Genomic DNA, 26,484 nt, shown 5'->3' with positions numbered 1-26,484 from the left:
GTCAGAAAAGCTATCCTAAAGCTCCTTCTTTTCTTCGAAAGGATGGCTGGTGAGAGGATTGGCCTATGGTAAAGGCATTTTCCAACATTGCCTTGCTGGAGCTTTCAGATAGTAGTCTTATTGGGAAGAAGATAAATTAATCGTCCAGTTTATGTATCACAAGACCCGACCGCAGTTTGGGTTCAAACCATGTGGTCTTAGGTGGCATGATGTTGCCTGTGTCAGCAATATCCATCAGCTGTTTCATGCTCACGGGATAAAGGGCCAATGCCATCGACATCTCACCAGAGTCTACGCGCCGCTTCAGTTCGTCCAGCCCTCGTATGCCGCCCACGAAGTCGATGCGCTTGTCTGAGCGCAGGTCTTTGATGCCGAGTAGTTCATCGAGTATGTAACGCGATGAGATGGTTACGTCGAGCACGCCGATGGGATCTGTGTCGTCATACGTATCGGTATGCGCGGTGAGGCTGTACCAAGTACCGTCAACGTAGAGCGAGAAGTTATGTAGAGCAGTGGGGCGATAAGGCTGTGCGCTGCCTTTGTCTTCTACGTCGAAATGTGTTTTTAGCGCCTCCAGCAGTTGGGCGGGCGTCATGCCGTTGAGGTCGCGTACCACGCGGTTATAGTCGATGATAGTGAGCTGTCCGGCAGGGAAGCATACAGCCATGAAGTAGTTGTATTCCTCGTCACCTCTGTGGTGTGGGTTCTGTCTTGCCTTTTCCGCTCCTACCAAGGCTGCTGCTGCACTGCGGTGGTGTCCGTCGGCAATATAAAGGGCAGGCATTCGGGCGAATTCAGCGGTTATGGCATCAATATCCTCCTCGCTGTCAATCACCCAGAACGAGTGTCCGAATCCATCGTCAGGTGCTGTGAAGTGATAGATGGGTTCACGTGCGGTATATCGGGCTATGAGGGCGTTGAGCGAATCGTTGTCGGGATAGGCGAAGAACACCGGTTCGATGTTGGCGTTACACACACGAACATGTTTCATGCGGTCTTCTTCCTTGTCGCGGCGTGTCAGTTCATGTTTCTTGATAGTGCCGTTCATGTAGTCGGGCACATAAGCTCCCACCACCAGTCCGTATTGTGTCTTTCCGTTCATCGTCTGGGCATATATGTAGTAGTGTTCATCCGTATCTTGTACCAGCCAGCCCTTTTCCTGGAAGAGGCGGAAGTTGTCAGCAGCCTTCTGGTAGACACGCGGATCGTGCTCGTCGGTGCCCTCGGGAAAGTCTATTTCCGGGCGTATGATATGATAAAGGGACATAGGGTTACCCTCGGCTTCGCGGCGTGCCTCGTCGGAGTTAAGCACATCGTAAGGGCGTGATGCCACACGCTCCACCAGTTCGCGGGGCGGGCGCAGGCCTTTAAATGGTTTGATTGTTGCCATGGCGTTGTTGTTTTGGAGGTCTGGAACGGAAAGCTTCTCGGAAAAAAGCCACTATCTGTAGCAGGGCGAAGAATTGCGCACCACAAGCCAACCCATGCAGCAGTCCCATCTCGTAGGAATCTTCTACACACCCTCTACTTGCCATAAGCAGGATGCTGGAGATGATGAGGGGCACGAATATCTTCAGCGTCTTTCTGGTTCCATTCTTCATATTCATTGCTTGTCTTCTATATATAAATATGTGTGGAGAGATGTATGCTGCCCCTTCTCTCCCCTTTCACTGGAGAGAGGAGGAGCAGGCTCTCTTTATTTGTTCACGCGGAAGCGTTCACAGCCGTCACGGAAGAATCCCACAATCTGTCTGGCGGCGGCTATGCCGGCATTGATATTAGCTTCAGCGGTTTGTGCACCCATCTTCTTGGGGGTAGCAAAGTATCGTCCGGTTGCCACAGATTGGAATTCGGTATGACGTACAGGCATGATGTCGGTCATGTACTTCAGATCGGTACGTTCACCCAACAGACGGAGCATACCTTCCTCATCAATCACCTCCTTGCGTGCCGTGTTGATGAGTACGCCTCCTTTAGGCATACGGCCTACCAAGTCGTAGCCGATGCTGCCTTTCGTTTCGGGAGTGGCGGGGATGTGCAAAGAAACAATATTGCATGTAGCATAAAGGTCTTCTACATGCTCAATGGGCATGATGCCATCCTGTTTCATGGCTTCCACAGCGGCGGGGAAAGTGTCATAGGCGCAGATTTCCATGCCGAACCCCTTGGCGATGCGAGCCACGTTGCGTCCCACGTTGCCATAGGCATGGATGCCCAACTTCTTGCCCTTGAGTTCTGTACCCGAAGTACCGTTGTAGAGATTGCGTACAGCCATTACCATGAGTCCGAAGGCCAGTTCTGCCACGGCGTTCGAGTTTTGTCCGGGGGTGTTCATTACGCACACTCCGTGGGCGGTGGCGGCTTCCAAGTCCACATTGTCGTATCCAGCTCCTGCTCGTACCACAATCTTCAACTGTTTGGCTGCGTCCAGCACTTCAGCATCTATCACGTCGCTGCGTATGATGAGTGCATCGGCATCGGCCACAGCTTCCAGCAATTTGGCTTTCTCGCCATATTTTTCCAGCAGTGCCAGCGTATAGCCTGCAGTTTCCACTTCTTTGCGTATGCCGTCTACGGCCACTTGGGCAAACGGCTTGTCGGTTGCTACTAATATTTTCATGGGGATTAACAATAAATAGGTAAAGTTAGGGCGGGAGAATCGGAAGGGCATCGGCTGTCTTTCCTCCTCCTGCTTTCCGATTCGCCCGCCGTTGTATATTAATGTTGTTTCTCAAACTCCTGCATGCAGTCGATGAGAGCCTGTACGCTCTCTTTAGGCATGGCATTGTAGCATGAAGCACGGAATCCGCCTACTGAGCGGTGTCCCTTGATACCTACCATGCCGCGTTCGGTGGCAAACTTCAGGAAGTCAGCCTCCAGTTCCTTGTATTCGGGTGCCATGACGAAGCAAATGTTCATGCGAGATCGGTCTTCCTGTACGGCTGTTCCCTGGAAGAGCTTGTTGCGGTCTATTTCGCCGTAAAGCATGTCGGCACGTTCGATAGCACGGCGCTCCATTTCGGGTACTCCACCTTGTTCTTTAATCCAGCGCAACGTCTGCAGGGCGGCATAGATGGGCACTACAGGTGGCGTGTTGAACATGGTGCCGGCATCAACATGCGTCTTATAGTTCAGCATGGTGGGGATGTAGCGGCTCACCTTGCCCAATGCGTCTTCCTTCACGATGACGAACGTCACGCCCGAAGGGGCCAGATTCTTTTGTGCACCGCCATAGATGCAGATATATTTCGATACGTCTACAGGGCGTGAGAAGATATCCGAAGACATGTCGCCCACAAGGGGAACCGGAGCATCGGGGTCTTTGCGCATTTCCGTGCCGAAGATGGTGTTGTTGGTCGTGATATGGAAATAGTCAGCATCGGCCGGTACAGTGTAATCCTTCGGGATAAAAGTGAAGTTGGCATCGGCCGATGAAGCCACCTCCACCACTTCGCCAAATCCTTTAGCTTCTTTCATGGCCTTCTTGGCCCATGTGCCGGTGTTGAGGTAAGCTGCTTTATGTTCCAGGAAGTTATAGGGCACCATGCAGAACTCCAGGCTGGCGCCTCCTCCCAGAAAGAGGACTGAGTATCCATCGGGTATGCCGAGCAGTTCTTTGAACAGTGCACGGGCTTCGTCCACAACGGGCTGGAAGTCTTTGGCACGATGGCTGATTTCCATCAACGAAAGTCCCGAACCATTATAGTCCAAAATGGCTTGAGCTGTTTTCTCAATCACTTCACGAGGAAGGATGGAAGGTCCCGCATTGAAGTTATGTTTCTTCATAGGTAAATGTGTTTTTAGTTATACATTGGGTTCTTTTGTCGGTATGAATCGACAAGGCGAAGTTACAGATTAATTTCTGCAATCCCAATCATTTTGCTGTTTTTTTAGGGATTGAGGTGCATTTTTCTGTCTTTTTATTGCTTTAGCGGGACCTTGACGTCCTTTTTGTCAAGTGTATGTAGCAACTGCTTTTTGCAACTTTCAAATTGTAGAAAATAAGACGGTTTATGGCGTTGTTTGTTGTTGTTGTCTCTTGGAGACTACAGGTCTGTTACTTCGCTTCTTCGATTCGTGTCTTTATCCCTTTTATTTTCTCACCTTGTGTCAGTTGCAACACCTGGCGCAGGCGGTCGCGGCGCACGGCAGCCAGTGCGAAGTGGGGCAATACGTCCACCCTTCCTACGTCGTCGCGTCCCAATCCTCCCTTTTTGTATAAGAACCCTACGATGTCTGCCCGGCTCAGCTTGTCTTTTTTGCCTTTACCTATATATAATGTAGTCCATTGCGGGCGGGGTAAAGCGGGAAGCGGATTGGGCAGACGGAAGCCAGAGGGGACCTGAGGCAGATAGTCAGGCAGATGCTCTTCGGGACCGATAATGAGGTAGGCATTGCCTGTAGCCTCCCAACGGGCGGTGCGTCCGTTGCGGTGTGTGAAGGCATCGGCCGAGGCGGGCAGATGATAGTGGACGATGTTTTCCACTCCTTCGATGTCTAATCCGCGTGCGGCCAAGTCGGTAGAAATCAGCACAGGCAGAGTGCCATTGCGAAACCTGTAGAGGGTCCGCTCCCGGTCTTCCTGCTCCATTCCTCCGTGGAAAGCTCCGCATGGGAAACGCTTGTCGCGAAGAAAGGCCGCAATGCGCTCTACGCTTTCCCGGTAGTTGGCAAATACCAGTGTCGGAGTGTTGCCCAATGTGCAGAGCAGCCCGAAGAGGGTTTCCAGTTTGTCTTTCTGCATGGAGGCTACAGTGTACAGCTGCAGGCGTGAGGCTGAGGTGTCTGCCGACAAGAAGTCAAGGCGGACAGTATTTGTTGTCTCTTTACCTATTCCCACAAAACGAGGTATTTCTTCCGCATCGGTGGCAGAGAGCAGGATGTGCCGGCGTAAGTTGGGAAGCTGTTTCAAGATGCCTTCCATTTCTTCTTGAAAGCCCAATTCAAGGCATTTGTCAAATTCATCAATGACAAGTGTCTCCACCGTGTTTGCATTGAAATTTCCCTTGCGCAGGTGGTCTCCCAGACGACCGGGTGTAGCAATAAGTACCGAAGGCTGTGAGGCACGCATCAGCCGGTGCTCGTCCATGGCAGGTCTTCCGCCATGCAGGCTCATTACTCCATAAGGGGTACCCATAGAGCGGAACACCTGTTCGGTTTGTTGAGCCAGTTCGCGGGCAGGAGTCAGCACCACGGCTTGCACTCCTTCGGCCGAGGGGCTTAGCGAGCGGACCAGTGGCAGAAGAAAGGCCAGAGTTTTGCCCGTTCCGGTAGGAGAGAGTAGTACAATGTCATTGTCCGTATCCCAGGCCTTGTCCATAGCCTGCTGCATGGGAGTAAGGGCACCGATGCCCAGCCGGAGTAAGATGTCGGTAGTTTCCATGAGAATGCTGCTATTTAAAATATGTAGGTGAATAAATTCATTTCCTTTTCATGGCACAAATTTAGAAAATTCTGCCATAGCAGCCAACAGCTTTATGGAGTGGGAGACATGTTTCTTGCAAAAATGTAACAGAAAGTGCTGTGTATTACCGCTTGAAGCTGTTTTATCCCCCAGGAAATACCTGTTTGGAATGGTTTTTGTTGTCAAAGTGTTAGTTGTGGAAGACCATCCAACAGGCATGGCTTTTGACAAAAAAACATTAAACACCTATATATAATCATGGAAAAAGAAAACAATACACGTGTCGAGCACGATTTACTGGGCAAAAGAGAATTGCCTGCCCATACGCTTTATGGCATTCAGACATTGCGCGGGTTGGAGAACTTTTCTATCAGCCGTTTCAAGTTGTCGTATTACCCCGCTTTCATCAACGGACTGGCTTGGACCAAAATGGCTGCTGCCGATGCCAATCACCAGTTGGGACTGCTTACTGATGAACAATACAATGCCATAAAGGCTGCCTGCGAAGATATTCTGCATGGTAAATACCATGATGCTTTCCCCGTAGACATGATTCAGGGCGGTGCCGGAACCACCACGAATATGAATGCCAACGAAGTCATAGCCAATGTGGCCCTGATGCACATGGGACACCAGCCGGGCGAATATGAATATTGCTCCCCTCACGATCAGGTGAACCGTTCGCAGTCGACCAATGATGCCTATCCCACAGCTATTCACATGGGGCTTTATGCCAGCCACTTGGCTCTGTTGCCGCACTTGAGGGAGTTGATTGCTGAGTTTCGCCATCGGGGCGATGATTTTGCACATATCCTGAAAATGGGACGTACGCAGTTGGAAGACGCCGTACCTATGACTTTGGGACAGACCTTCTATGGCTTTGCCAGCATTCTCGAAGACGAGTTGCAGCATTTGGATGAAGCTGCGGCCGATTTCCTGACTGTCAATCTGGGGGCTACGGCCATTGGCACGGGCATTTGTTCGGAGCCGGGGTATGCAGAAAAAGCCGTAGAAGCTTTGGGGCGTATCACCGGATGGAATGTAAAACTTGCCAGAGATTGGGTGGGAGCTACCTCCGACACTTCGTGCATGGTCGGTTATATGTCTGCACTGAAGCGTGTGGCTGTGAAGATGAGCAAGATTTGCAATGACCTCCGTCTGCTGGCCAGTGGTCCTCGTTGTGGGTTCGAAGAAATCAATCTTCCCGCTCGCCAGCCTGGCTCCTCCATCATGCCGGGCAAGGTCAACCCGGTAATTCCGGAGGTGGTGAGCCAGGTGGCTTTCAAGGTGATAGGCAATGAACTTTGTGTCACGATGGCAGGCGAAGCTGCCCAGATGGAACTGAATGCCATGGAGCCGGTAATGGCTCAATGCTGCTTTGAGTCTGTCGAGCTTATGCTACATGCTTTTGATACTTTACGTACTCTTTGTGTGGAAGGTATCACGGCTAATCCGGAGCGTTGTCAGGCAGAGGTGCGGAACAGCATCGGCATTGTGACGGCACTCAACCCCTATATTGGTTACGATCATTCTACGAATATTGCCAAGAAAGCCTTGGAGACGGGACGTAGTGTGTATGACCTGGTATTGGAGGAGGGCATCCTGACCCAGGAGGATTTGAATGCCATTTTGGATCCTAAGAATATGATTCGCCCGGTGAAATTGGATATTCGTGCCCGGAAATAGGTCGGGTATGCACTTTTTAATTCAGGTATCAATACAAAGGCACGGGAGCCGAGGGCTTTCCGTGTCTTTGGGTGTTGTTTGTCTGTAGTTACCCTTTGCGTAGAACTCCTTCTATAGAAGGATCAGATTCGTTCTATATTAGAAGCCCGTTTCTTACCTATAAGGAGCGGGCTTCTTGTATATAAGCAGTAATCTATTGGTATACAGGATGGTATGTCTTTTTTTATCCTTACTATTTCGCATAGCCGTGAGGACAGTTGCAGAGAGCCGGTGGATACGGAAATGTCATGGCCGGTCATTTGTGTCTTTTCGGATAAGAACTGCTTGAGGGTAAGGCTATACAATATCCGGAGATGGGTGTAAGCGGAATTTGACGTATTGGAAATACCATAGAAAAGTTTTCGTCATATCGCAAAAAAGTCCGATATTTGCAGACATGATTCAGATAGAGACTATATTTGACATATTGTGGAAAGGCTTCATCATCGGTGTTATCGTATCGGCGCCGTTGGGGCCGGTAGGAGTGTTGTGCATACAGCGAACTCTGAATAAGGGGCGTTGGTATGGCTTTGTCACAGGCGTAGGGGCTTCACTGAGTGACATTTGTTACGCTTTGCTGACGGGCTATGGAATGAGTTTCGTCTTTGACTATGTCAATAAGAATATATTTTATTTGCAGCTGTTTGGCAGTATTTTGCTGTTTTGCTTTGGCGTTTATACCTTTCGCAGTAATCCTGTGCGTTCATTGCGGCCCCCATCGGGAACCAAAGGTACCTACCTGCATAATTTTGTAACGGCTTTTTTTGTTACACTTTCCAATCCTCTTGTCATATTCCTCTTTATCGGACTTTTCGCTCGTTTTTCGTTTGTAGGAAATGGAGCTTTGGTGTCAGAAACTGTCACCGGATATGTAGCCATCATACTGGGTGCTCTGACCTGGTGGTTCGGCATAACTTACTTTGTCAACAAAGTCCGTAAGCAGTTTAACCTGCGGGGCATTTGGATTTTGAACCGGGTTATCGGCAGTATTGTGGTGGTTGTCTCTCTCTTGGGGTTGGGTTTTACATTGATGGGCGAGTCGCTTTACTAATGGATGCTTGATTTAAACATAGACCGGAAATGGATAAGATAGCGCAACAGTTGAAAGAAAAGAACATAGCAGAATACCTTCTATACATGTGGCAGACGGAAGACTTGATTCGGGCTAATGATTGCGATTTAAACAAAATCCGGGCAAACGTTATCCGTTTGTTCCCGGCCGAAGAGCATCCCGCGTTGGAAGAATGGTATGGAAACTTGGTAGACATGATGCACTCGGAAGGAGTGAAAGAAAAAGGCCATTTGCAGATTAATCAGAATGTCATTTTAAATCTGACAGAATTGCATGCCCGCCTTCTGGCTTCTACAAAGTTCCCTTTTTACAATGCCGCTTATTTCAAGGCACTTCCTTTTATTGTTGAATTGAGGCATAAGAACAGGCATACCGATGAACCGGAATTAGAAACCTGCTTCGAAGCCTTGTATGGAGTATTGTTGCTGCGTCTTCAGAAAAAAGAAGTTTCTCCTGCCACGGCTAAGGCCATGGAAAGTATAAGCGGTTTTATCTCCTTATTGGCAAGTTATTATAATAAGGAACGTAACGGAGAGTTGGACTTTGATTGAAGATTATTACTGTAAAACAAATATAGGGAACGATATGAATATATTGATAACCGGTGCCAACGGTCAACTTGGTAATGAAATGCGTGTGTGGTCTCGGAAATATCCGCACCATGCATATTTTTTTACGGATGTACAGGATTTGGATATTTGTAACCAGGAAGCTGTACAGTCTTTCGTGGAAGGCAATAATATCAACCTCATTGTGAATTGTGCCGCTTATACTGCAGTAGATAAAGCTGAAGACAATCGTGAATTGTGCGACAAACTGAACCACTGGGCACCCGCCGGTCTGGCTGATGTGGCAGAACACTGTGGGGCGGCGCTCATCCATGTGTCGACAGATTACGTCTTCGACGGTACGGCGCATGTGCCTTATACTGAAGAGGTGGCTCCTTGCCCGAATTCAGTGTATGGTGTTACAAAACTGGCTGGAGAGCAGGAGGTGATGAAGCGTTGCAGCCGTGCCATGATTATCCGTACAGCCTGGCTTTATTCAGAGTATGGAAATAATTTCGTGAAGACGATGTTGCGTCTTGGCAGAGAGCGCGAGACATTGGGGGTTGTCTTTGACCAGATTGGGACGCCGACTTATGCAGGAGATTTGGCTGCTGTTATATTTGAAGCCATTGAGAAAGGTGTTGTACCGGGCATATACCATTTCAGCAACGAGGGTGTTTGTTCTTGGTATGATTTCACGGTAACTATCCATCGTCTGGCGGGCATTACAACTTGTAGGGTCAGTCCGTTGCACACAGATGAATATCCAGCCAAAGCTCCCCGGCCTCATTATTCCGTGTTGGACAAGACAAAGATAAAAAAAACATTCGGCATAGAGATACCTCATTGGGAAAGCAGCTTGGAAACGTGTTTGAAGAAGTTGGAGACAGAATGTTAGTAAGGGAAGGTTGGGAATAGAGATTTTTTGTAACTGAAAGGAAGATTATTTTTCAAACTTTCAAATAGTCAGATATGAATCAGGAGATAGAAAGAAGAAGAACATTTGCCATCATAGCACACCCCGATGCCGGTAAAACATCGCTTACGGAAAAGTTGTTGCTGTTCGGTGGGCAGATTCAGGTGGCAGGTGCGGTAAAAAGCAATAAAATCAAGAAAACAGCCACGTCCGATTGGATGGATATAGAAAAGCAACGTGGCATATCAGTAACCACCTCTGTGATGGAGTTTGATTACCATGGATATAAAATCAATATTCTCGATACGCCGGGACACCAGGATTTTGCGGAGGATACTTACCGAACATTGACTGCTGTAGACAGTGTTATCATTGTGGTGGACGGAGCCAAGGGTGTAGAGACGCAGACACGCAAACTGATGGAAGTTTGCCGTATGCGCAATACTCCTGTCATTATCTTTGTCAACAAGATGGACCGTGAGGCCAAAGACCCTTTTGATTTGTTGGATGAACTGGAAGAAGAATTGGACATCAAAGTACGTCCTCTGACTTGGCCTATCGAAAGCGGTGTGCGTTTCAAGGGAGTATATAATATTTATGAACATAACCTGAATCTCTTTCAGCCAAGCAAGCAGGTGGTGACGGAGAAAGTGGCGGTAGATATTCACACGGAGGAACTGGATAATAGAATAGGTAAGGAACTGGCCGACCGTTTGCGGGGTGAGTTGGAACTGATAGAGGGCGTGTATCCCGATTTCAGTGTGGCTGATTATCTGGAAGGACATCTGGCGCCTGTGTTTTTCGGTTCGGCTCTGAATAACTTCGGGGTAGAAGAACTGTTGAATACTTTCGTGGAAATAGCTCCTTGTCCGCGTCCGGTGCAGGCTGAAGAACGGGTGGTGAATCCGGATGAACCCAAATTCACCGGTTTTATCTTTAAGATAACGGCCAATATCGACCCAAATCATCGTTCGTGTGTGGCTTTCTGTAAGATATGTTCTGGAAAATTCGTACGCAATGCACCTTATTATCATGTGCGTCACGACAAAACTATGCGTTTCTCCAGTCCTACTCAGTTTATGGCGCAACGCAAGACAACCATTGACGAGGCTTGGGCTGGTGACATCATTGGTCTGCCGGACAATGGGACATTCAAGATTGGTGATACGCTGACCGAAGGAGAGAAACTTCATTTCCGTGGTTTGCCCAGTTTCTCGCCAGAGATGTTCAAGTATATTGAGAATGCTGACCCGATGAAGCAAAAGCAATTGGCTAAAGGCATCGATCAGCTGATGGATGAGGGTGTGGCGCAATTGTTTGTCAACCAGTTCAACGGGCGGAAAATCATTGGGACTGTAGGTCAGTTGCAGTTTGAGGTCATTCAATACCGTTTGTTGAATGAGTACAATGCTTCTTGCCGTTGGGAACCGCTCAGTCTCTATAAGGCTTGTTGGATTGAAAGCGATGATCCGGCTGAGCTGGAGGCGTTCAAGAAACGTAAGTATCAGTTCCTGGCAAAGGACCGGGATGGTCGCGATGTGTTTTTGGCAGACAGTAACTATGTACTGCAAATGGCACAGAATGATTTCAAACACATCAAGTTCCACTTTACCAGCGAGTTTTAGGAAATACAATCAGCTTTTCTCTCATTGAGTTAAGCCGATAGCGTTCAGTTGACAGAGAAGCAGGAATCAAGCGTTCTGTAGCTCTGTCAACTGAATTTCTGTTTGGCAGGATGCTTATCTTGCACCGTCATCCAAAGAAATGGAGCGGACTGTGGCCATCCAGTAGGAGCGAAGGTCCTTCCAATGGTAAAATGGGGCTGTCTCTGTCTGGACGGGCAGGGTCACATCTTTCTCATTCAGTAATACACGTACCAGAATATCATCGCTGTTTGGTTTACGGTAAAACACAAGTTGTATGTTGCCGCACATCGGAATTAGTTGGTAAGTGCGGTAAGTGTCGGCTATGGCTTGCCAGTCTGTGGTGGGGTGTGACAGACTGTTGCAGCCCATCAGCGTGACAAGGGGAGCCAGGTTGGTGTCATGTCCGTAACGGAGGGTAACACAAGGGCGTCCGGAGGCGATGACGGTGTCTGCCGTAAGTATGAAGTTTTCCAGAAGATTCCTTCCCAGTTTGTACATGCAGGTGTCGCTTAAAGGCGAGGGACCTTTTTCGTAGTACCATTCGAAGTTGTTGCGTTGCCACAGGTCATATCGTTCTTGTTTGTTGAACAAGAAACCGAGGTCTGGCATATTCCGGCTGCTTTGACTGATGCCGTCCAGTTCGAAAAGCTGTTGCATCAGGGTAGCGGGAGAAGTGATGTGTTTTTCTACATAACCGGCATCGGAGAATAATTGTTTCATTAGCCGTTGCGGATGCACATAGATGCTGTCGGCTATGCGGTATATGCTGTCGGCTTTAGCCAGATGGCGTTGTTCGTAATTCTTATTCTTATATTTGATGTAGTAGGAGTCGTGCAGGCTGGCATCCATCGTAATGTTCAGCCTGGGGTTCAACCGTGCCAATTCCACACACCCGTTGGCCATAGAAAGGAACGCTCGGCTTTTGGTGGTAGAACGGGCATCAACGTGTACATCATCGCAGAATATGGTTGGATAGTGGTGAAACATCCGGTTCGCCAATTCTCTGTGTTGCCGGGCCCCCTTGACTGTCAGTTCTCCGTAGCGTCCTTCGGCTTCCCGGGCCAGTCGGCAGATAATGTCCAAGGCGCGTTGTCCGTCGGTTGTCAGTTTGCCTGCCTGCCGGGCCGCTTTCAGGATGGCGGCAGGTTCATCATATTTCTCCCGATCGGTAAGATAACGCGAACCGTGGCGTGCAAATACGGAGAGGTAGAATGGCGTGTAGCCTTCCGGTGGAGTGATAACTTTTTCTTGGGGAGCCTGGTAGGCTAAATACTTCCCTGCAGCCAATGAGGGGTTTTGAAGAATTTCCTGCCAGGCTGTCTGAGCCGTGATGGTCAGCGAAAACATCACGGTGGCTGTCCATGTTGCCAATTTCTTTTTCATTGCGTAATGGGTTGAATGGTTCATCTTTTCTTTATTGGTGGGCAAACCTTGTAAGCTTCCGGAGGCAGACTGCGGAGCGATAAGGAGCAAATTTCCAAGCGCTTGGAAGCCGACTTCGGAGCGCTTTGGAAGTGGCTCGAAACGCATGAAACGCAACTTGTTGTCGGTTAGCAAGATACATACTTCGCGTGTCGGTCGTTTATCCGCAGAAACAAGATATAAGCCGCTTGCCGAATGCTTATGGGGTTTCCGGATGCAAAAATAAGGCTTTTCTTGTGTGGGTGTTTCCCTGATGCTTGTTTGTCACAGAAATGTAATGAAGCTTTCTGTTTGGGTAGAAAACATGCGAATGCTGTCATAATGTCTTTTTGTTGAAGAAAAATAACGACATTTTGTCTGCTTTGTCCAGCTGGCAAGTGTTTTGCTGGGGTATGAGTGATTTTGAAAAAGATAAATAAAGAAAGGAGAAGAAGATATGAACTTCAACAATTTTACAATCAAGGCGCAAGAGGCTGTGCAGGAAGCTGTGAACTTGGTGCAAGCCAAGGGGCAGCAGGCTGTGGGGCCGGAACACTTGCTGGCTGGTGTGCTGAAAGTGGGGGAGAACATTACCAACTTTATATTCCAGAAGTTGGCCATGAATCCTCAGCAGATAGCCTTGTTGCTTGACAGGCAAATAGATTCGTTGCCCAAGGTATCGGGCGGTGAGCCTTATTTGAGCCGTGAAGCCAATGAGGTGTTGCAGAAGGCCATGGATTATTCCAGACAGTTGGGAGACGAGTTTGTTTCGTTGGAACCCATACTGATGGCTATTCTGAATGTAAAGAGTACGGCATCGTCTATTTTGAAAGATGCCGGGATGACGGAGAGCGAGTTGCGCAAAGCTATTGAGGAATTGCGTAAAGGTGACAAGGTGACTTCTCAGTCGAGTGAAGACACGTATCAGGCGTTGGAGAAATATGCCATTAACCTGAACGAGGCTGCCCGGAACGGAAAGCTGGATCCGGTCATCGGACGTGACGAGGAAATCCGGAGGGTTCTTCAGATTCTGAGCCGCCGGACGAAGAACAACCCTATCCTGATAGGTGAGCCGGGTACCGGTAAGACGGCTATCGTAGAAGGGCTTGCCCATCGTATCTTGCGGGGAGATGTGCCCGAAAATCTGAAGAACAAGCAGGTTTATTCGCTGGATATGGGAGCCTTGGTGGCTGGTGCCAAATACAAGGGTGAATTTGAAGAACGTCTGAAGGCGGTTATCAATGAGGTGAAGAAGTCGGATGGCAATATCATCCTTTTCATTGACGAGATTCATACTTTGGTAGGCGCCGGTAAGGGCGAAGGTGCCATGGATGCTGCCAATATCCTGAAGCCGGCTCTGGCGCGGGGTGAGTTGCGTAGCATTGGTGCCACTACATTGGATGAGTATCAGAAGTACTTTGAGAAGGACAAGGCTTTGGAACGCCGTTTCCAGGTGGTGATGGTCAACGAGCCGGATACGGCAAGCACGATCTCCATTCTGCGTGGACTGAAGGAACGTTATGAGAACCATCATCATGTGCGTATCAAAGACGATGCTATTATTGCAGCCGTTGAACTGAGTAACCGTTATATCAGCGACCGTTTCTTGCCGGATAAGGCGATTGACCTGATGGATGAAGCTGCTGCCAAACTGCGCATGGAGGTTGACTCCGTGCCGGAAGAGTTGGATGAGATTTCGCGTAAAATCAAACAACTGGAGATTGAGCGTGAGGCCATCAAACGGGAAAACGACACGGCCAAATTAGAACAGATTGGCAAGGAACTTTCGGAATTGAAAGAGCAGGAAAGCTCATACAAGGCCAAGTGGCAGAGTGAAAAGACGCTGGTCAACAAGATTCAGCAGAATAAAGTAGAGATTGAAAATCTGAAGTTTGAAGCGGAAAAAGCCGAGCGTGAAGGCGATTACGGAAAGGTGGCTGAAATTCGTTACGGCAAGTTGCAGGCTTTGAATAAAGAAATCGAAGAGACGCAACAGAAGCTTCATCAGATGCAAGGCGACAAAGCTCTGATTAAAGAGGAGGTGGATGCAGAAGACATTGCCGATGTGGTATCTCGCTGGACAGGCATCCCGGTGAGCAAGATGCTGCAAAGTGAACGGGAGAAGCTGCTCCACCTGGAGGATGAGCTTCACAAACGTGTCATCGGGCAGGAAGAAGCCATTGAGGCTGTATCCGATGCGGTACGGCGCAGCCGGGCAGGGTTGCAGGACCCGAAACGGCCTATCGGTTCGTTCCTCTTCTTGGGTACGACGGGTGTCGGAAAGACCGAACTGGCAAAGGCGTTGGCCGAATTCCTCTTCGATGATGAGTCGATGATGACGCGTATTGATATGAGTGAGTATCAGGAGAAGCATACGGTATCTCGCCTGATTGGAGCTCCTCCCGGATATGTAGGTTACGATGAGGGTGGCCAGTTGACGGAGGCTGTACGGCGTAAGCCTTATTCGGTAGTGTTGTTCGATGAAATCGAGAAAGCTCATCCGGACGTATTTAACATACTGCTCCAGGTACTTGACGACGGACGGCTGACTGACAACAAGGGACGTACCGTAAACTTCAAGAACACCATCATCATTATGACCTCGAATATGGGCAGCTCGTATATTCAGAGCCAGATGGAGAAAATGACGGGAAGTAACCGTGCCCAGATTATCCGGGAAACCAAGGATGAGGTGATGAACATGCTGAAGAAGACCATTCGTCCTGAGTTCCTGAACCGTATTGATGAGACTATTATGTTCTTGCCGTTGACGGAGAAGGAAATCAAACAAATAGTCAGCCTGCAGATTGGCAGTGTGCAAAAGATGTTGCATGAGAATGGCGTTGAACTGAAGATGACCGACGCAGCTGTCGACTTCTTGGCGCGTATGGGCTACGATCCCGAATTCGGTGCCCGGCCGGTTAAGCGTGCCATACAGCATTATATGCTCAACAACCTTTCCAAGAAGCTGTTGGCACAGGAAGTAGACCGCAGCAAGCCTATAGTTGTAGATGTAAATGACAGCAACGACGGACTTGCATTCCGGAATTGAGTGAAAAGCCTGGTCTTTGGCAGGCTTTGAATGAAAACAGGGCAGGTTGCATGGCTTACTAAGAACCGTGCAGCCTGCCTTTGTTGTTTCTGCTGCAATCATCGTCAGGTTGCGCGTGACGGGAAACAACTATGGGGCCGGAAACTGACTCTGAACGGTTGGATAAAAATCTTTACGAAGAAAATTTAAGCACAGGGGACTAAAGCAGATTAATAAGTAATCAATCAGAATTAGTTTATATCAAACACAGAGACACAGAGACACAAAGTTCTGTAACTGTCTGTCGGTAAAAATGACGGGAAGGCACAGAGTCCGCGGCTTCGCCGCATACGAGAGAAGAGAAATTAACTCTGTGAGCTATGGACAAGAAAACAAAAACTCTGTGTCTCCGTGCCTCTGTGTTTAGTATCATTTAATTTTGCACATTTACTTAATTTAATTACCTTTGCCTGTATTAAAAAACAACTTCATAAAACTGCTTGATAATCTATCTACCGATGAAGACAACCCCTGTTTATCTGTCATCAAAGCCCCATTATGAAATTCTGGACGGCCTGCGCGGTGTAGCTGCTGTCATGGTGATAATCTTTCACATGTTTGAAGCTCATTCGGGCGGCAATCATTTGGAACAAATCGTCAATCATGGCTATCTGGCCGTAGACTTCTTCTTTATGTTGTCCGGTTTCGTTATCGGTTATGCCTACGACGACCGTTGGGACCGTATGACTTTGGGGTCTTTTTTCAAACGCCGCATCATCCGTCTGCATCCTATGGTGATTATGGGCAGCATAGTGGGGGCGGCCTTTTTCTATTTTCAGCAGTCGGATATCTGTTTCCCGGCAATGGGGGAGACCCCGGTATGGAAACTGCTGCTGCTGATGGTGTGGGGATGTACTTTGCTGCCGCTTCCGCTGAAGTGGGATGTGAGGGGATGGTCGGAAATGCACCCCCTCAATGGACCGGCGTGGTCGCTTTATTATGAATACATTGCCAACATTCTGTATGCATTGTTTGTCAGACGTTTCAGCAAGACAGCCTTGGCGGTTTTGGTGGCAGTGGCAGCCTGCTTCACGGTTTACCACAGTCAGACTGCTCCGTCGGGTGATATGGTGGGAGGCTGGTCGCTGACGTGGGAACAGCAGTATGTGGGATTCGTGCGCCTGATGTTTCCTTTTTTCTGCGGGCTGCTGCTATCCCGTCTGGGGTGGTTAATCCGGGTAAGGAAAAGGGCGTTCTGGTATTGTAGTCTACTTATCGTGGCGATACTTTCTGTTCCTCGCTTGGGAGGCGAGGAACACTTTTGGATGAATGGGCTTTACGAAGCGTTTTGTATCATTCTTGTTTTTCCGGTCATTGTATCGATGGGAGCGGGTGGAAAAGTTACCGGGCGTCGCTCTACAGCCATTTGCAAGTTCCTGGGTGAGCTTTCTTATCCCATTTACATCACCCATTATCCGTTGATATATATTTATACGGCCTGGGTTGCCAACACGGGGACTACCATCACGCAGGGACTTCCTTATATGGCATTGGTGCTGGTAGGGGCTGCCGGTCTGGCCTATGGTTCCTTAAAGCTTTACGATGAGCCTGTTCGCCGTTGGCTGACCAACCGTTTCCTGAAACATGCCCGGCAATGAGGTGTTTCCTGCGTGCCATCAGCCTACTTTGAACCGCATCCGCCAGATTTTCTTGTCTTCATTCCAATCGTGGCTGATGATATGGAAAGTGCCTATTTCTGATGTGTTCTCCACATGGGAACCAATGCAAAGACACTCGTCATAGTCGCCAACGTGCACCACCCTTACTGTTTGTGAGGCGCCTTCGGGCAGGCGTTCCATGTCGAAACGTCCCTTGGCCTCTTCCTGAGTGATGAATTCGGTGGTTATGGGCAGGTGGCGGCTTATGACTTCATTGACAGCTTCTTCCAGTTGCTTCACTTCTTCTGCCGTGGGGCAATGGTCAAGGCGGTAGTCCAGTTTGCTTTTCTTGCGTTCAATGTGCGCAGAAACAGAGCGTCCGCATCCGAAGAGCCGGATCATGGTTTGGTTGACAATGTGCTCACAGGTATGCGAGGGACGGTGTTCTTCTTTGTTGTGCGCGTTCAACAAAGGGATTTCGTTTTCTTTCTTTTCCGGTTCCATTTGTATTCAGATAATTTTCCGGCGGCAAAGATACAAAAGCATTTCGTAGTTTCTGCCCTATAGCTTGTTTAATTTTTGCTTATTTCCCGCGCAAACCTTGTCTACACGGTATTGTGAAAGGGGGAGAGGATTTTCTTTTGTTGCGTTTGTCAGTTTTTTGCATTAAAAGGCTATTTTTCAAAGAAGAATGTGTAACTTTGCACCGCATTTATAACAGAGTGATTTACGGACATATATGATTGAAGGACTACAAACCCCCGATTACGTCTTCGCGGCAAGCTGGGAAGTGTGTAACAAAGTGGGCGGTATTTACACCGTCTTGTCTACGCAGGCTAACACTTTGCAGGCTAAATTTCATGACAGATTGTTTTATATAGGTCCTGATTTTTGGCAGGGAAAAGACAACCCGCTGTTTATCGAGTCAGACAACCTTTGTGCCGCCTGGCGGCAATATGCCATTGAAAAAGATCATCTCAAGGTTCGTGTGGGGCGCTGGAATATCCCGGGTGAACCTATTGTCTTTTTGGTTGATTTCCAACAATTCTATTCTCAAAAGAACGATATTTATACGGACATGTGGAACCGCTACCAGGTGGATTCCCTTCATGCTTACGGCGATTATGACGAGTCGAGCATGTTCGCTTTTGCTACCGGCAAAGTGGTGGAAAGCTTTTACCGTTTCAATCTGACTGAAACGGACAAGGTGGTTTTCCAGGCGCATGAGTGGATGACGGGTATGGCTGCCCTCTATTTGCAGACGGCTGTGCCTGAGATTGCTACCGTATTCACAACACATGCTACTTCGATAGGTCGTTCCATTGCAGGCAACAATAAGCCTCTCTACGATTATCTTTTTGCCTATAACGGCGACCAGATGGCACAGGAGCTGAATATGCAGTCTAAACATTCCATCGAGAAACAGACTGCCCATTATGTGGATTGCTTCACTACCGTGAGCGAAATAACCAACAACGAATGTAAGGAACTGCTCGACAAGCCTGCAGATGTCATCCTGATGAATGGTTTTGAGGATGACTTTGTGCCCAAAGGCAGCACTTATGCCGGCAAGCGCAAACGGGCCCGTTCGCTTTTCTTCCGACTGGCCAATTGTCTGATAGGGGAGGAGTTCGACGATGATACGCTCATTGTGGGAACCAGCGGGCGCTATGAATTCAAGAATAAGGGCATTGATGTGTTCCTGGAGGCTATGAACCGGCTGAATCGCGATAGGAACCTGAAGAAGAAAGTCTTGGCCATGGTCAGCGTACCCGGATGGGTGGGCAGTCCGCGTGAAGACCTGCTGGAGCGTATGAAGAGCAAGGAAAAGTTTACCACTCCTCTGCCGGCTCCTCTGATTACGCATTGGCTGCATAATATGACGCACGACCAGGTGCTGGACATGCTGAAGTATCTCGACCTCAATAACCGTCCGCAAGACCCGGTCAAAGTTATCTTTGTTCCCTGCTATCTGGATGGCAAAGACGGCATTATCAATAAACACTATTACGACCTCATTGTGGGCGAGGACCTGACGATTTATCCTTCTTATTACGAACCGTGGGGTTACACGCCGCTGGAAAGTGTGGCTTTCCATGTTCCTACCATTACTACCGACTTGGCTGGTTTCGGGTTGTGGGTCAACAGCTTGCGCAACCAGCATGGCATTGAAGATGGGGTACAGGTGCTGCATCGCTCTGACTATAATTATTCGGAGGTGGCAGATGGCATCAAAGACACGGTTTCTCTCTTCTCGAACAAAAGCGAGGACGAGGTGAAGGTTATTCGTCGGCGTGCCGGGCAAGTGGCCGAACAGGCTTTGTGGAAATATTTTATACAATATTATTATGAGGCGTATGACATCGCTCTTCGCAATGCCATGAAACGCCTTTTAAATGGACAGAATTAAATTTTTTACTCAAGTTATCATACAATGAAGATTAAAGTTAGTAATGTAAACACTCCCAATTGGAAAGACGTGAATGTGAAATCTCACATTCCGGCCGAATTGGAGAAACTGTCTGAACTGGCTCGCAACATTTGGTGGGCATGGAATTACGAGGCTACCGAATTGTTTAGAGACCTTGACCCTGTTATCTGGAAGGAAGTGGGCCAGAACCCGGTTCTTCTGTTGGAGCGTATGAGCTATGCCAAATTGGAAGCTCTGGCCAACGATAAAGTGATTCTGCGTCGGCTGGATGCGGTATATTCCAAGTTCCGCAACTACATGGATGTGGAGCCCGATAAGAAACGTCCTTCTGTGGCATATTTCAGCATGGAATATGGGTTGACCCATGTGCTTAAGATATATTCCGGAGGCCTTGGCGTGCTGGCCGGCGATTACTTGAAAGAAGCTTCGGACAGCAATGTAGATATGTGTGGCGTCGGTTTCCTCTATCGTTATGGTTACTTCACCCAGACTTTGTCTATGGATGGCCAGCAGATAGCCAACTATGAGGCTCAGAACTTTGGACAGCTGCCTATTGACCGTGTGCTGGACGAGAATGGCAACCAGGTCATCGTTGATGTTCCTTATCTGGATTATTACGTACATGCTTATGTGTGGCGTGTCAATGTAGGTCGTGTATCTCTTTACCTGCTTGATACCGATAACGATATGAACAGTGAGTTCGACCGCCGTATTACGCACCAGCTGTATGGAGGTGATTGGGAAAACCGCCTGAAGCAGGAAATCCTGTTGGGTATCGGCGGTATCCTGACGCTGAAGAAGCTGGGCATTAAGAAAGACATTTATCACTGCAACGAGGGACATGCTGCGCTGATTAATGTGCAGCGCATCTGCGATTATGTGGCAGAAGGGCTGACCTACGACCAGGCCATCGAACTGGTGCGTGCTTCTTCTCTTTACACTGTCCACACTCCTGTTCCTGCCGGACATGACTATTTCGACGAAGGTCTCTTCGGCAAGTACATGGGCGGTTATCCGCAACGGATGGGCATCAGCTGGGACGACCTGATGGATCTGGGCCGCAACAATCCGGGCGATAAGGGAGAGCGTTTCTGCATGTCTATCTTCGCCTGCAACACCTCGCAAGAGGTGAATGGCGTAAGCTGGCTGCATGGAAAGGTTTCGCAGGAGATGTTTGCTCCCATCTGGAAGGGATACTTCCCTGAAGAAATGCACGTAGGTTATGTGACGAATGGTGTACACTTCCCCACGTGGAGTGCTACTGAATGGAAGCAGCTTTATGCCGCTCATTTCGATGAGAACTTCTGGTTCGACCAGTCCAACCCCAAGATTTGGGAGGCTATCTATGATGTGCCCGATGAGGAAATCTGGAAGACGCGCATGCAGATGAAGAACAAGCTGATAGACTTCGTGCGCAAGCAGTACCGCGAAACGTGGCTGAAGAACCAGGGAGATCCCTCACGCATCGTGTCTTTGCTGGATAAGATTAATCCGAATGCCTTGCTGATTGGTTTCGGTCGCCGTTTTGCTACCTATAAGCGTGCTCACCTGCTCTTTACCGACCTCGACCGTCTGGCCAAGATTGTGAACAATCCCGATTATCCCGTTCAGTTCCTTTACACCGGAAAGGCTCACCCGCATGATGGTGCCGGCCAGGGGCTTATTAAGAAGATCATTGAGATTTCACGCCGTCCCGAGTTCTTGGGTAAGATTATCTTCCTTGAGAATTACGATATGCAGTTGGCACGTCGCCTGATTTCGGGTGTAGATATCTGGCTGAACACTCCGACCCGTCCGCTCGAAGCATCCGGTACATCTGGTGAAAAGGCTTTGATGAACGGTGTTGTCAACTTCTCCGTGCTCGACGGCTGGTGGTTGGAAGGCTATCGCGAAGGTGCCGGCTGGGCATTGACCGAGAAGCGTACTTACCAGAACCAGGAATATCAGGATCAGCTGGATGCTGCCACAATCTACAGCATTCTGGAGCAGGAGATTCTGCCGTTGTTCTATGCACGCAACAAGAAGGGGTATTCCGAAGGATGGGTGCGTACCATCAAGAACTCTATTGCACAAATCGCTCCTCACTATACAATGAAACGTCAGTTGGACGATTATTACAAGAAGTTCTATAACAAGGAAGCAGACCGCTTCAAGATGCTGGCTGCTAACGATTATGCCAAGGCAAAGGAAATCGCTGCCTGGAAGGAACAGGTCGTTGAGAAGTGGGACAGCATTGAGGTGGTTTCCTCTGAGAAGACGGAAGAACTGGTAAAGGGCTCTATCGAAAGTGGCAAGGAGTACACCATTACTTATGTCATCGACGAAAAGGGTCTGGACGATGCCATCGGCTTGGAATTGGTAACTACTCATGCCGGCCAGGATGGTAAGCAACACATTTATTCGGTTGAGCCGTTCCAGGTGGTCAAGAAAGAAGGTACGCTTTATACTTTCCAGGTAAAGCATAAACTGGAAAATGCAGGCAGCTTCAAGGTAGCATACCGCATGTTCCCGAAGAACCAGGATCTGCCTCACCGCCAGGACTTCTGTTATGTACGTTGGTTCTATTGATTTGACAGAATATAACTGAAAGACCTTTAAAAGAAAAGGGGAATGCCTGCAAACCGGCATTCCCTTTTCTTTTTAGGGTGTCCGCTCAGGCCCTGTTTGCACATTTGTCTTTGCGGCTGCAATACCGTTCACATTGCGCACAGATGTCATATCCCAATATGGCTCCTAAAATGAAATCTTCCTCCGGTGTCAACTGGTTTAAAGGGCGTGTTATCAAGCGGCGTATGGCATGTATGCATTCGTCTTTGCCAAAGAAGATATTTATTTTAGACTGGTCTACCGGTTGGATTACGTAGGCTATGTGCTGGCTTTCCAACCGTTGGATGGCATAGGTCTTATACTGCTGTTTCATGGTGTAAAGCACCATGTGCCGCACGCCTTTCTTCAACTCATAGATGTGGTTGAGGAATACTTTCAGGTCGGCAGTGTATTGTTCTGGACAGTGGGTCGTCATTGTGGACAAGAGTGGATAATTTTATAGGGTGTACGGTAAAGTAAATGTGCAAAATGAGATGATACTAAACGCAGGGGAACGAAGACACAGAGTTTTTGTTTTCCTGTTCACGGTTCACAGGCATTGCTTCAACTCGCCGGTCCATTCCTCGATACGGGAGGCCGTTTTCTCACTTTCGTTGATTTCGTCAAGTGCCAGTCCCACGAAATAACCGTCTACCACAGCGGTGGAAGACGAATAGTTGTAGCTGCCGGCATCTACATGGTTGCCGATAATGGAGCATCCTTTGTCTTTGACGGCATCGTAAATGGCTCCCATCCCGTCGCAGAAAGTGTCGGCATACGATTCTGAATCTCCGCAGCCGAAGAGAGCCACTTCTTTTCCACTGAGGTCGGCTGCCTTCAATGCTTTGATGCCGTCATACCAGTCATCCTGCATTTCTCCGTCTCCCCAAGTGGAGGTGCCCAGTATCAGTACCTCATACTTGCTGACCAACTCGGCAGATAGTTTTTCTGCACTATAGATATCAGCCTCGCTTACATTCAACTTCCCGGCTATCTGGTGAGCCAGGTCTTCACAGGTTCCTGTACTTGAACCGTAAAAAATTCCAATTTTCTTCATTGTTTGTATCTGGATTAAATTTGTCGCTTGCAAAGTAAGGGCTTTGTAGCGGACTTTGAAATACCTATTTGTAGGGATTTTGAGGGTATGTAGGTTTAGTGTGTATTCTATCTTTTTGATAATCAGTGTTATGTTTTAGGTGGATAAGTAGGGGATGGAACACAGAGACACGGAGTCACAGAGTTTTTTTAGACATATCTTCCTGAAGTCACAGAGTTATTCCCCCTTTTCTCATGCGGCGAAGCCGCGGACTCTGTGGCCTCCCTTGTCATATTTCCGACAGAGAATTACAGAACTTTGTGTCTCTGTGTCTCTGTGCCTCTGTGTTTGATATAAAGTATTCTTTGCCTTCTCTAAATGATTCTTCTGCGTCTTTGCGTCTCTGCGTTCGACTTTTCTCGCAAACTAACTTCGTTTTTGCGATAAAAAATGTTCTTTTGTCTTGTCGTTCAAGAAAATACTCCTATCTTTGCACCCGATTTATTGAGTCAATATAATGTCTCACTTAATTAATTGAGTTTTAACAATTTATTTATTAATGGAAAATTTAAAGAATGTAGCTCCTGTTGAAGACTTCAACTGGGAAGCGTATGAAAATGGCGAAACGGCAACAAACGTAAGCCACGAAGAACAGGAAAAAGCGTATGATAATACGCTGAACAAAGTGAGCGATCGCGAAGTTGTAGACGGTACCGTTATTGCAATGAACAAGCGTGAGGTAGTTGTAAACATCGGTTACAAGTCTGACGGTATCATTCCGATGAGCGAATTCCGTTACAATCCCGAGTTGAAAGTGGGTGATACGGTGGAAGTTTACATCGAGAACCAGGAAGACAAGAAAGGCCAGTTGGTTCTGTCTCACCGCAAAGCTCGTGCTGCCCGTGCTTGGGACCGCATCAATGCAGCGTTGGAGAACGAAGAAATTATTAAGGGTTACATCAAATGCCGTACCAAGGGTGGCATGATTGTCGATGTATTCGGCATTGAAGCATTCTTGCCCGGCTCTCAGATTGATGTGAAGCCTATCCGCGATTATGACGTATTCGTAGGAAAGACAATGGAATTCAAAGTGGTTAAGATTAACCAGGAATTCAAGAACGTGGTTGTTTCTCACAAGGCTCTTATCGAAGCCGAACTGGAACAGCAGAAGAAAGAAATCATCAGCAAACTCGAGAAAGGACAGGTTCTCGAAGGAACTGTCAAGAATATCACTTCCTATGGTGTATTTATCGACCTGGGTGGCGTAGACGGTCTGATTCATATCACAGATTTGTCTTGGGGCCGTGTAAGCGATCCGCATGAAGTTGTTGAACTCGACCAGAAGCTGAACGTGGTTATTCTCGATTTCGATGACGAGAAGAAACGCATCGCTTTGGGTCTGAAGCAGCTCACTCCGCATCCTTGGGATGCCCTCGATCCTAACTTGAAGGTGGGTGACCATGTAAAGGGTAAAGTAGTGGTTATGGCCGACTATGGAGCATTCATCGAAATCGCTCCGGGTGTGGAAGGTCTGATTCACGTGTCGGAGATGTCTTGGTCGCAGCACCTGCGTTCGGCTCAGGATTTCATGAAAGTGGGCGACGAAGTAGAGGCTGTTGTATTGACTCTGGACCGCGAAGAGCGTAAGATGTCTTTGGGCATTAAGCAGCTGAAACCCGATCCTTGGGAAACTATTGAAGAGAAGTATCCTATCGGCAGCAAGCACACGGCAAAGGTTCGCAACTTCACGAACTTCGGTGTATTTGTAGAATGCGAAGAAGGTGTAGACGGACTGATTCACATTTCCGACCTGTCTTGGACAAAGAAGGTTAAGCATCCTTCTGAATTCACTCAGATCGGCGCCGATATTGATGTGATTGTATTGGAAATAGACAAGGAAAACCGTCGTCTGAGCCTCGGTCACAAGCAGTTGGAAGACAATCCTTGGGATGTGTTCGAAACTGTATTCACAGTAGGTTCTGTTCACGAAGGTACTATCGTAGAGATGCTCGACAAGGGTGCGGTAATTGCCCTGCCTTATGGCGTAGAAGGTTTCGCTACTCCGAAGCACTTGGTGAAGGAAGACGGTACGCAGGCCCAGTTGAACGAGAAGCTGCCTTTTAAGGTGCTTGAGTTCAACAAGGATGCCAAGCGCATCATTCTTTCTCACAGCCGGGTGTTCGAAGATGTAGCCAAGGCAGAAGAAAGAGCCGAGAAGAAGGCTGCTAAGAAGGTCAACAGCAAGAAGGATAAGGAAGAAATTCCGGTAATCCAGAATCAGGCTGCTTCTACTACATTGGGTGACATTAGCGCATTGGCTGCGTTGAAGGAACAAATGGAAGCTGAAAAGCAGAAATAAACTGATTCTTTACGCTGATTCAATCGGAAAGGACTGAGTCCGGAAAAGAACAGGATAAATATTTCCTTATTGATGAAAGGAGGGTGTGTCGAAGGATGCATCCTCCTTTTTAGTTCGCCCGGCATGAATGTTGCCAAACGGGCGCAAGTCCCGATAAGCCCTGATAGCGGGAATTACACACCTTCTTATGGGGAGGGGCAGAATCGGGCTGTGCAAAAGTAAGTGACTGCTACCCTGCGAATCTTTTGTAGTCAGATTTAGTTTAACTAATCAATCAGAATTGGTTTATATCAAACACAGAGACACAAAGTTCTGTAACTGTCTGTCGGGAAAATGACGGGAGGGCACAGAGTTCGCGGCTTCGCCGCATACGAGAGAAGGAAAATAAACTCTATGGGCAAGAAAACAAAAACTCTGTGTCTCCGTGCCTCTGTGTTTAGTATCATTTAATTTTGCACATTTACTTACCCCTCTTACTCATAGTTCAACCTCTCCGTTGCAGATGTGCGAGGCAAAAAAGAGTCAGGCGTGCGAGATGTCAGTGCATGCAGGGCAGGCAATGTGGAAATGCGCAATTCTAACCCACGCAAAGTATATGTGTGGGGATATAAAAGTGTATATAAAAAGAGGGAAAATTTGGGAAAACGCTACATCTCTTCGTAAGAGATGTA

The 26,484-nt window shown here is 48.2% G+C and carries 19 protein-coding genes; 10 read left to right on the top strand and 9 right to left on the bottom strand.

Features of this window, described 5'->3' with window-relative positions; all coding sequences use genetic code 11:
- Positions 1-136: 136 nt before the first annotated feature.
- The 5 genes from B5F34_RS05545 to B5F34_RS05525 all read right to left on the bottom strand — a co-directional run bounded on the left by B5F34_RS05545 (position 137) and on the right by B5F34_RS05525 (position 5,383).
- The gene (locus tag B5F34_RS05545; protein WP_087335949.1) at positions 137-1,390 is read right to left on the bottom strand and encodes a DUF1015 domain-containing protein; all 1,254 of its coding nucleotides are present in this window, start codon (positions 1,388-1,390) and stop codon (positions 137-139) included.
- On the bottom strand, positions 1,368-1,601 hold the full coding sequence (locus B5F34_RS05540; RefSeq protein ID WP_140392964.1) for a hypothetical protein: 234 nt from the start codon (positions 1,599-1,601) through the stop codon (positions 1,368-1,370). Before B5F34_RS05540 ends, B5F34_RS05545 begins: the two co-directional genes overlap by 23 nt.
- A 95-nt stretch (positions 1,602-1,696) precedes the next feature.
- A complete protein-coding gene (locus tag B5F34_RS05535; RefSeq protein ID WP_087336128.1) occupies positions 1,697-2,620 on the bottom strand; it encodes an NAD(P)-dependent oxidoreductase in 924 nt (307 codons plus the stop codon).
- Between the two features lie 98 nt (positions 2,621-2,718).
- A complete protein-coding gene (gene serC, locus B5F34_RS05530; RefSeq protein ID WP_087335945.1) occupies positions 2,719-3,786 on the bottom strand; it encodes a 3-phosphoserine/phosphohydroxythreonine transaminase in 1,068 nt (355 codons plus the stop codon).
- A gap of 271 nt (positions 3,787-4,057) precedes the next feature.
- Positions 4,058-5,383, bottom strand: a complete 1,326-nt coding sequence (locus tag B5F34_RS05525) for a DEAD/DEAH box helicase (RefSeq protein WP_087335942.1) — start codon at positions 5,381-5,383, stop codon at positions 4,058-4,060.
- Between the two features lie 279 nt (positions 5,384-5,662).
- Between B5F34_RS05525 and B5F34_RS05520 the strand changes: the two genes are divergently transcribed.
- From B5F34_RS05520 to B5F34_RS05500, 5 genes are all read left to right on the top strand, one after another.
- Positions 5,663-7,090, top strand: coding sequence for an aspartate ammonia-lyase (locus tag B5F34_RS05520; protein WP_087335940.1), 1,428 nt, complete (start codon positions 5,663-5,665; stop codon positions 7,088-7,090).
- A 436-nt stretch (positions 7,091-7,526) separates the two neighbouring features.
- The gene (locus B5F34_RS05515; protein WP_087335938.1) at positions 7,527-8,180 is read left to right on the top strand and encodes a LysE family transporter; all 654 of its coding nucleotides are present in this window, start codon (positions 7,527-7,529) and stop codon (positions 8,178-8,180) included.
- Between the two features lie 29 nt (positions 8,181-8,209).
- A complete protein-coding gene (locus B5F34_RS05510; RefSeq protein ID WP_087335935.1) occupies positions 8,210-8,752 on the top strand; it encodes a DUF4924 family protein in 543 nt (180 codons plus the stop codon).
- Positions 8,753-8,786: 34 nt separating this feature from the next.
- Complete coding sequence (rfbD, locus tag B5F34_RS05505) at positions 8,787-9,647, top strand: dTDP-4-dehydrorhamnose reductase (RefSeq protein WP_087335933.1); 861 nt, start codon at positions 8,787-8,789, stop codon at positions 9,645-9,647.
- A 74-nt stretch (positions 9,648-9,721) separates the two neighbouring features.
- Positions 9,722-11,290, top strand: a complete 1,569-nt coding sequence (locus B5F34_RS05500) for a peptide chain release factor 3 (RefSeq protein WP_087335932.1) — start codon at positions 9,722-9,724, stop codon at positions 11,288-11,290.
- Between the two features lie 114 nt (positions 11,291-11,404).
- Here B5F34_RS05500 and B5F34_RS05495 read toward each other — a convergent pair whose 3' ends face one another.
- Positions 11,405-12,694: a histidine-type phosphatase gene (locus B5F34_RS05495; RefSeq protein WP_087335930.1), complete on the bottom strand. Its 1,290-nt coding sequence runs from the start codon at positions 12,692-12,694 to the stop codon at positions 11,405-11,407.
- 475 nt (positions 12,695-13,169) lie between these two features.
- On the opposite strand from B5F34_RS05495, the gene clpB reads away from it, so the two are divergent.
- The gene (gene clpB / locus B5F34_RS05490; protein WP_087335928.1) at positions 13,170-15,764 is read left to right on the top strand and encodes an ATP-dependent chaperone ClpB; all 2,595 of its coding nucleotides are present in this window, start codon (positions 13,170-13,172) and stop codon (positions 15,762-15,764) included.
- Positions 15,765-16,261: 497 nt separating this feature from the next.
- Positions 16,262-17,401, top strand: a complete 1,140-nt coding sequence (locus tag B5F34_RS05485) for an acyltransferase (protein WP_087335926.1) — start codon at positions 16,262-16,264, stop codon at positions 17,399-17,401.
- Positions 17,402-17,419: 18 nt separating this feature from the next.
- Here B5F34_RS05485 and B5F34_RS05480 read toward each other — a convergent pair whose 3' ends face one another.
- The gene (locus B5F34_RS05480; RefSeq protein ID WP_087335924.1) at positions 17,420-17,905 is read right to left on the bottom strand and encodes a hypothetical protein; all 486 of its coding nucleotides are present in this window, start codon (positions 17,903-17,905) and stop codon (positions 17,420-17,422) included.
- A gap of 235 nt (positions 17,906-18,140) precedes the next feature.
- On the opposite strand from B5F34_RS05480, the gene B5F34_RS05475 reads away from it, so the two are divergent.
- Positions 18,141-19,811 (top strand): glycogen/starch synthase, encoded by a 1,671-nt coding sequence (locus B5F34_RS05475; RefSeq protein WP_087335922.1) that lies wholly within the window; start codon positions 18,141-18,143, stop codon positions 19,809-19,811.
- Positions 19,812-19,835: 24 nt separating this feature from the next.
- Positions 19,836-22,400, top strand: coding sequence for a glycosyltransferase family 1 protein (locus B5F34_RS05470; protein WP_087335920.1), 2,565 nt, complete (start codon positions 19,836-19,838; stop codon positions 22,398-22,400).
- An 85-nt stretch (positions 22,401-22,485) separates the two neighbouring features.
- Here B5F34_RS05470 and B5F34_RS05465 read toward each other — a convergent pair whose 3' ends face one another.
- The gene (locus B5F34_RS05465) at positions 22,486-22,854 is read right to left on the bottom strand and encodes a DUF2023 family protein (protein ID WP_087335918.1); all 369 of its coding nucleotides are present in this window, start codon (positions 22,852-22,854) and stop codon (positions 22,486-22,488) included.
- Between the two features lie 114 nt (positions 22,855-22,968).
- Positions 22,969-23,475: a flavodoxin FldA gene (fldA, locus tag B5F34_RS05460; RefSeq protein WP_087335916.1), complete on the bottom strand. Its 507-nt coding sequence runs from the start codon at positions 23,473-23,475 to the stop codon at positions 22,969-22,971.
- Positions 23,476-24,013: 538 nt separating this feature from the next.
- Between fldA and rpsA the strand changes: the two genes are divergently transcribed.
- Positions 24,014-25,813, top strand: a complete 1,800-nt coding sequence (rpsA, locus tag B5F34_RS05455) for a 30S ribosomal protein S1 (protein ID WP_087335914.1) — start codon at positions 24,014-24,016, stop codon at positions 25,811-25,813.
- Positions 25,814-26,484 lie beyond the last annotated feature (671 nt).

The organism is Mediterranea sp. An20, assembly GCF_002160055.1.
Taxonomy (GTDB): domain Bacteria; phylum Bacteroidota; class Bacteroidia; order Bacteroidales; family Bacteroidaceae; genus Bacteroides; species Bacteroides avicola.
This window is presented reverse-complemented; position numbering and strand designations above follow the sequence as displayed.

What these genes read in the sequence shown, in the direction of transcription:
- B5F34_RS05525 (WP_087335942.1), bottom strand. Translation starts at nt 5,383, where the DNA reads ATGGAAACTACCGACATCTTACTCCGGCTGGGCATCGGTGCCCTTACT.
- clpB (WP_087335928.1), top strand. Translation starts at nt 13,170, where the DNA reads ATGAACTTCAACAATTTTACAATCAAGGCGCAAGAGGCTGTGCAGGAA.
- B5F34_RS05470 (WP_087335920.1), top strand. Translation starts at nt 19,836, where the DNA reads ATGAAGATTAAAGTTAGTAATGTAAACACTCCCAATTGGAAAGACGTG.
- B5F34_RS05540 (WP_140392964.1), bottom strand. Translation starts at nt 1,601, where the DNA reads ATGAAGAATGGAACCAGAAAGACGCTGAAGATATTCGTGCCCCTCATC.
- B5F34_RS05495 (WP_087335930.1), bottom strand. Translation starts at nt 12,694, where the DNA reads ATGAAAAAGAAATTGGCAACATGGACAGCCACCGTGATGTTTTCGCTG.
- fldA (WP_087335916.1), bottom strand. Translation starts at nt 23,475, where the DNA reads ATGAAGAAAATTGGAATTTTTTACGGTTCAAGTACAGGAACCTGTGAA.
- B5F34_RS05465 (WP_087335918.1), bottom strand. Translation starts at nt 22,854, where the DNA reads ATGACGACCCACTGTCCAGAACAATACACTGCCGACCTGAAAGTATTC.
- B5F34_RS05510 (WP_087335935.1), top strand. Translation starts at nt 8,210, where the DNA reads ATGGATAAGATAGCGCAACAGTTGAAAGAAAAGAACATAGCAGAATAC.
- B5F34_RS05535 (WP_087336128.1), bottom strand. Translation starts at nt 2,620, where the DNA reads ATGAAAATATTAGTAGCAACCGACAAGCCGTTTGCCCAAGTGGCCGTA.
- B5F34_RS05500 (WP_087335932.1), top strand. Translation starts at nt 9,722, where the DNA reads ATGAATCAGGAGATAGAAAGAAGAAGAACATTTGCCATCATAGCACAC.
- rfbD (WP_087335933.1), top strand. Translation starts at nt 8,787, where the DNA reads ATGAATATATTGATAACCGGTGCCAACGGTCAACTTGGTAATGAAATG.
- B5F34_RS05545 (WP_087335949.1), bottom strand. Translation starts at nt 1,390, where the DNA reads ATGGCAACAATCAAACCATTTAAAGGCCTGCGCCCGCCCCGCGAACTG.
- serC (WP_087335945.1), bottom strand. Translation starts at nt 3,786, where the DNA reads ATGAAGAAACATAACTTCAATGCGGGACCTTCCATCCTTCCTCGTGAA.
- B5F34_RS05475 (WP_087335922.1), top strand. Translation starts at nt 18,141, where the DNA reads ATGATTGAAGGACTACAAACCCCCGATTACGTCTTCGCGGCAAGCTGG.
- rpsA (WP_087335914.1), top strand. Translation starts at nt 24,014, where the DNA reads ATGGAAAATTTAAAGAATGTAGCTCCTGTTGAAGACTTCAACTGGGAA.
- B5F34_RS05485 (WP_087335926.1), top strand. Translation starts at nt 16,262, where the DNA reads ATGAAGACAACCCCTGTTTATCTGTCATCAAAGCCCCATTATGAAATT.
- B5F34_RS05520 (WP_087335940.1), top strand. Translation starts at nt 5,663, where the DNA reads ATGGAAAAAGAAAACAATACACGTGTCGAGCACGATTTACTGGGCAAA.
- B5F34_RS05515 (WP_087335938.1), top strand. Translation starts at nt 7,527, where the DNA reads ATGATTCAGATAGAGACTATATTTGACATATTGTGGAAAGGCTTCATC.
- B5F34_RS05480 (WP_087335924.1), bottom strand. Translation starts at nt 17,905, where the DNA reads ATGGAACCGGAAAAGAAAGAAAACGAAATCCCTTTGTTGAACGCGCAC.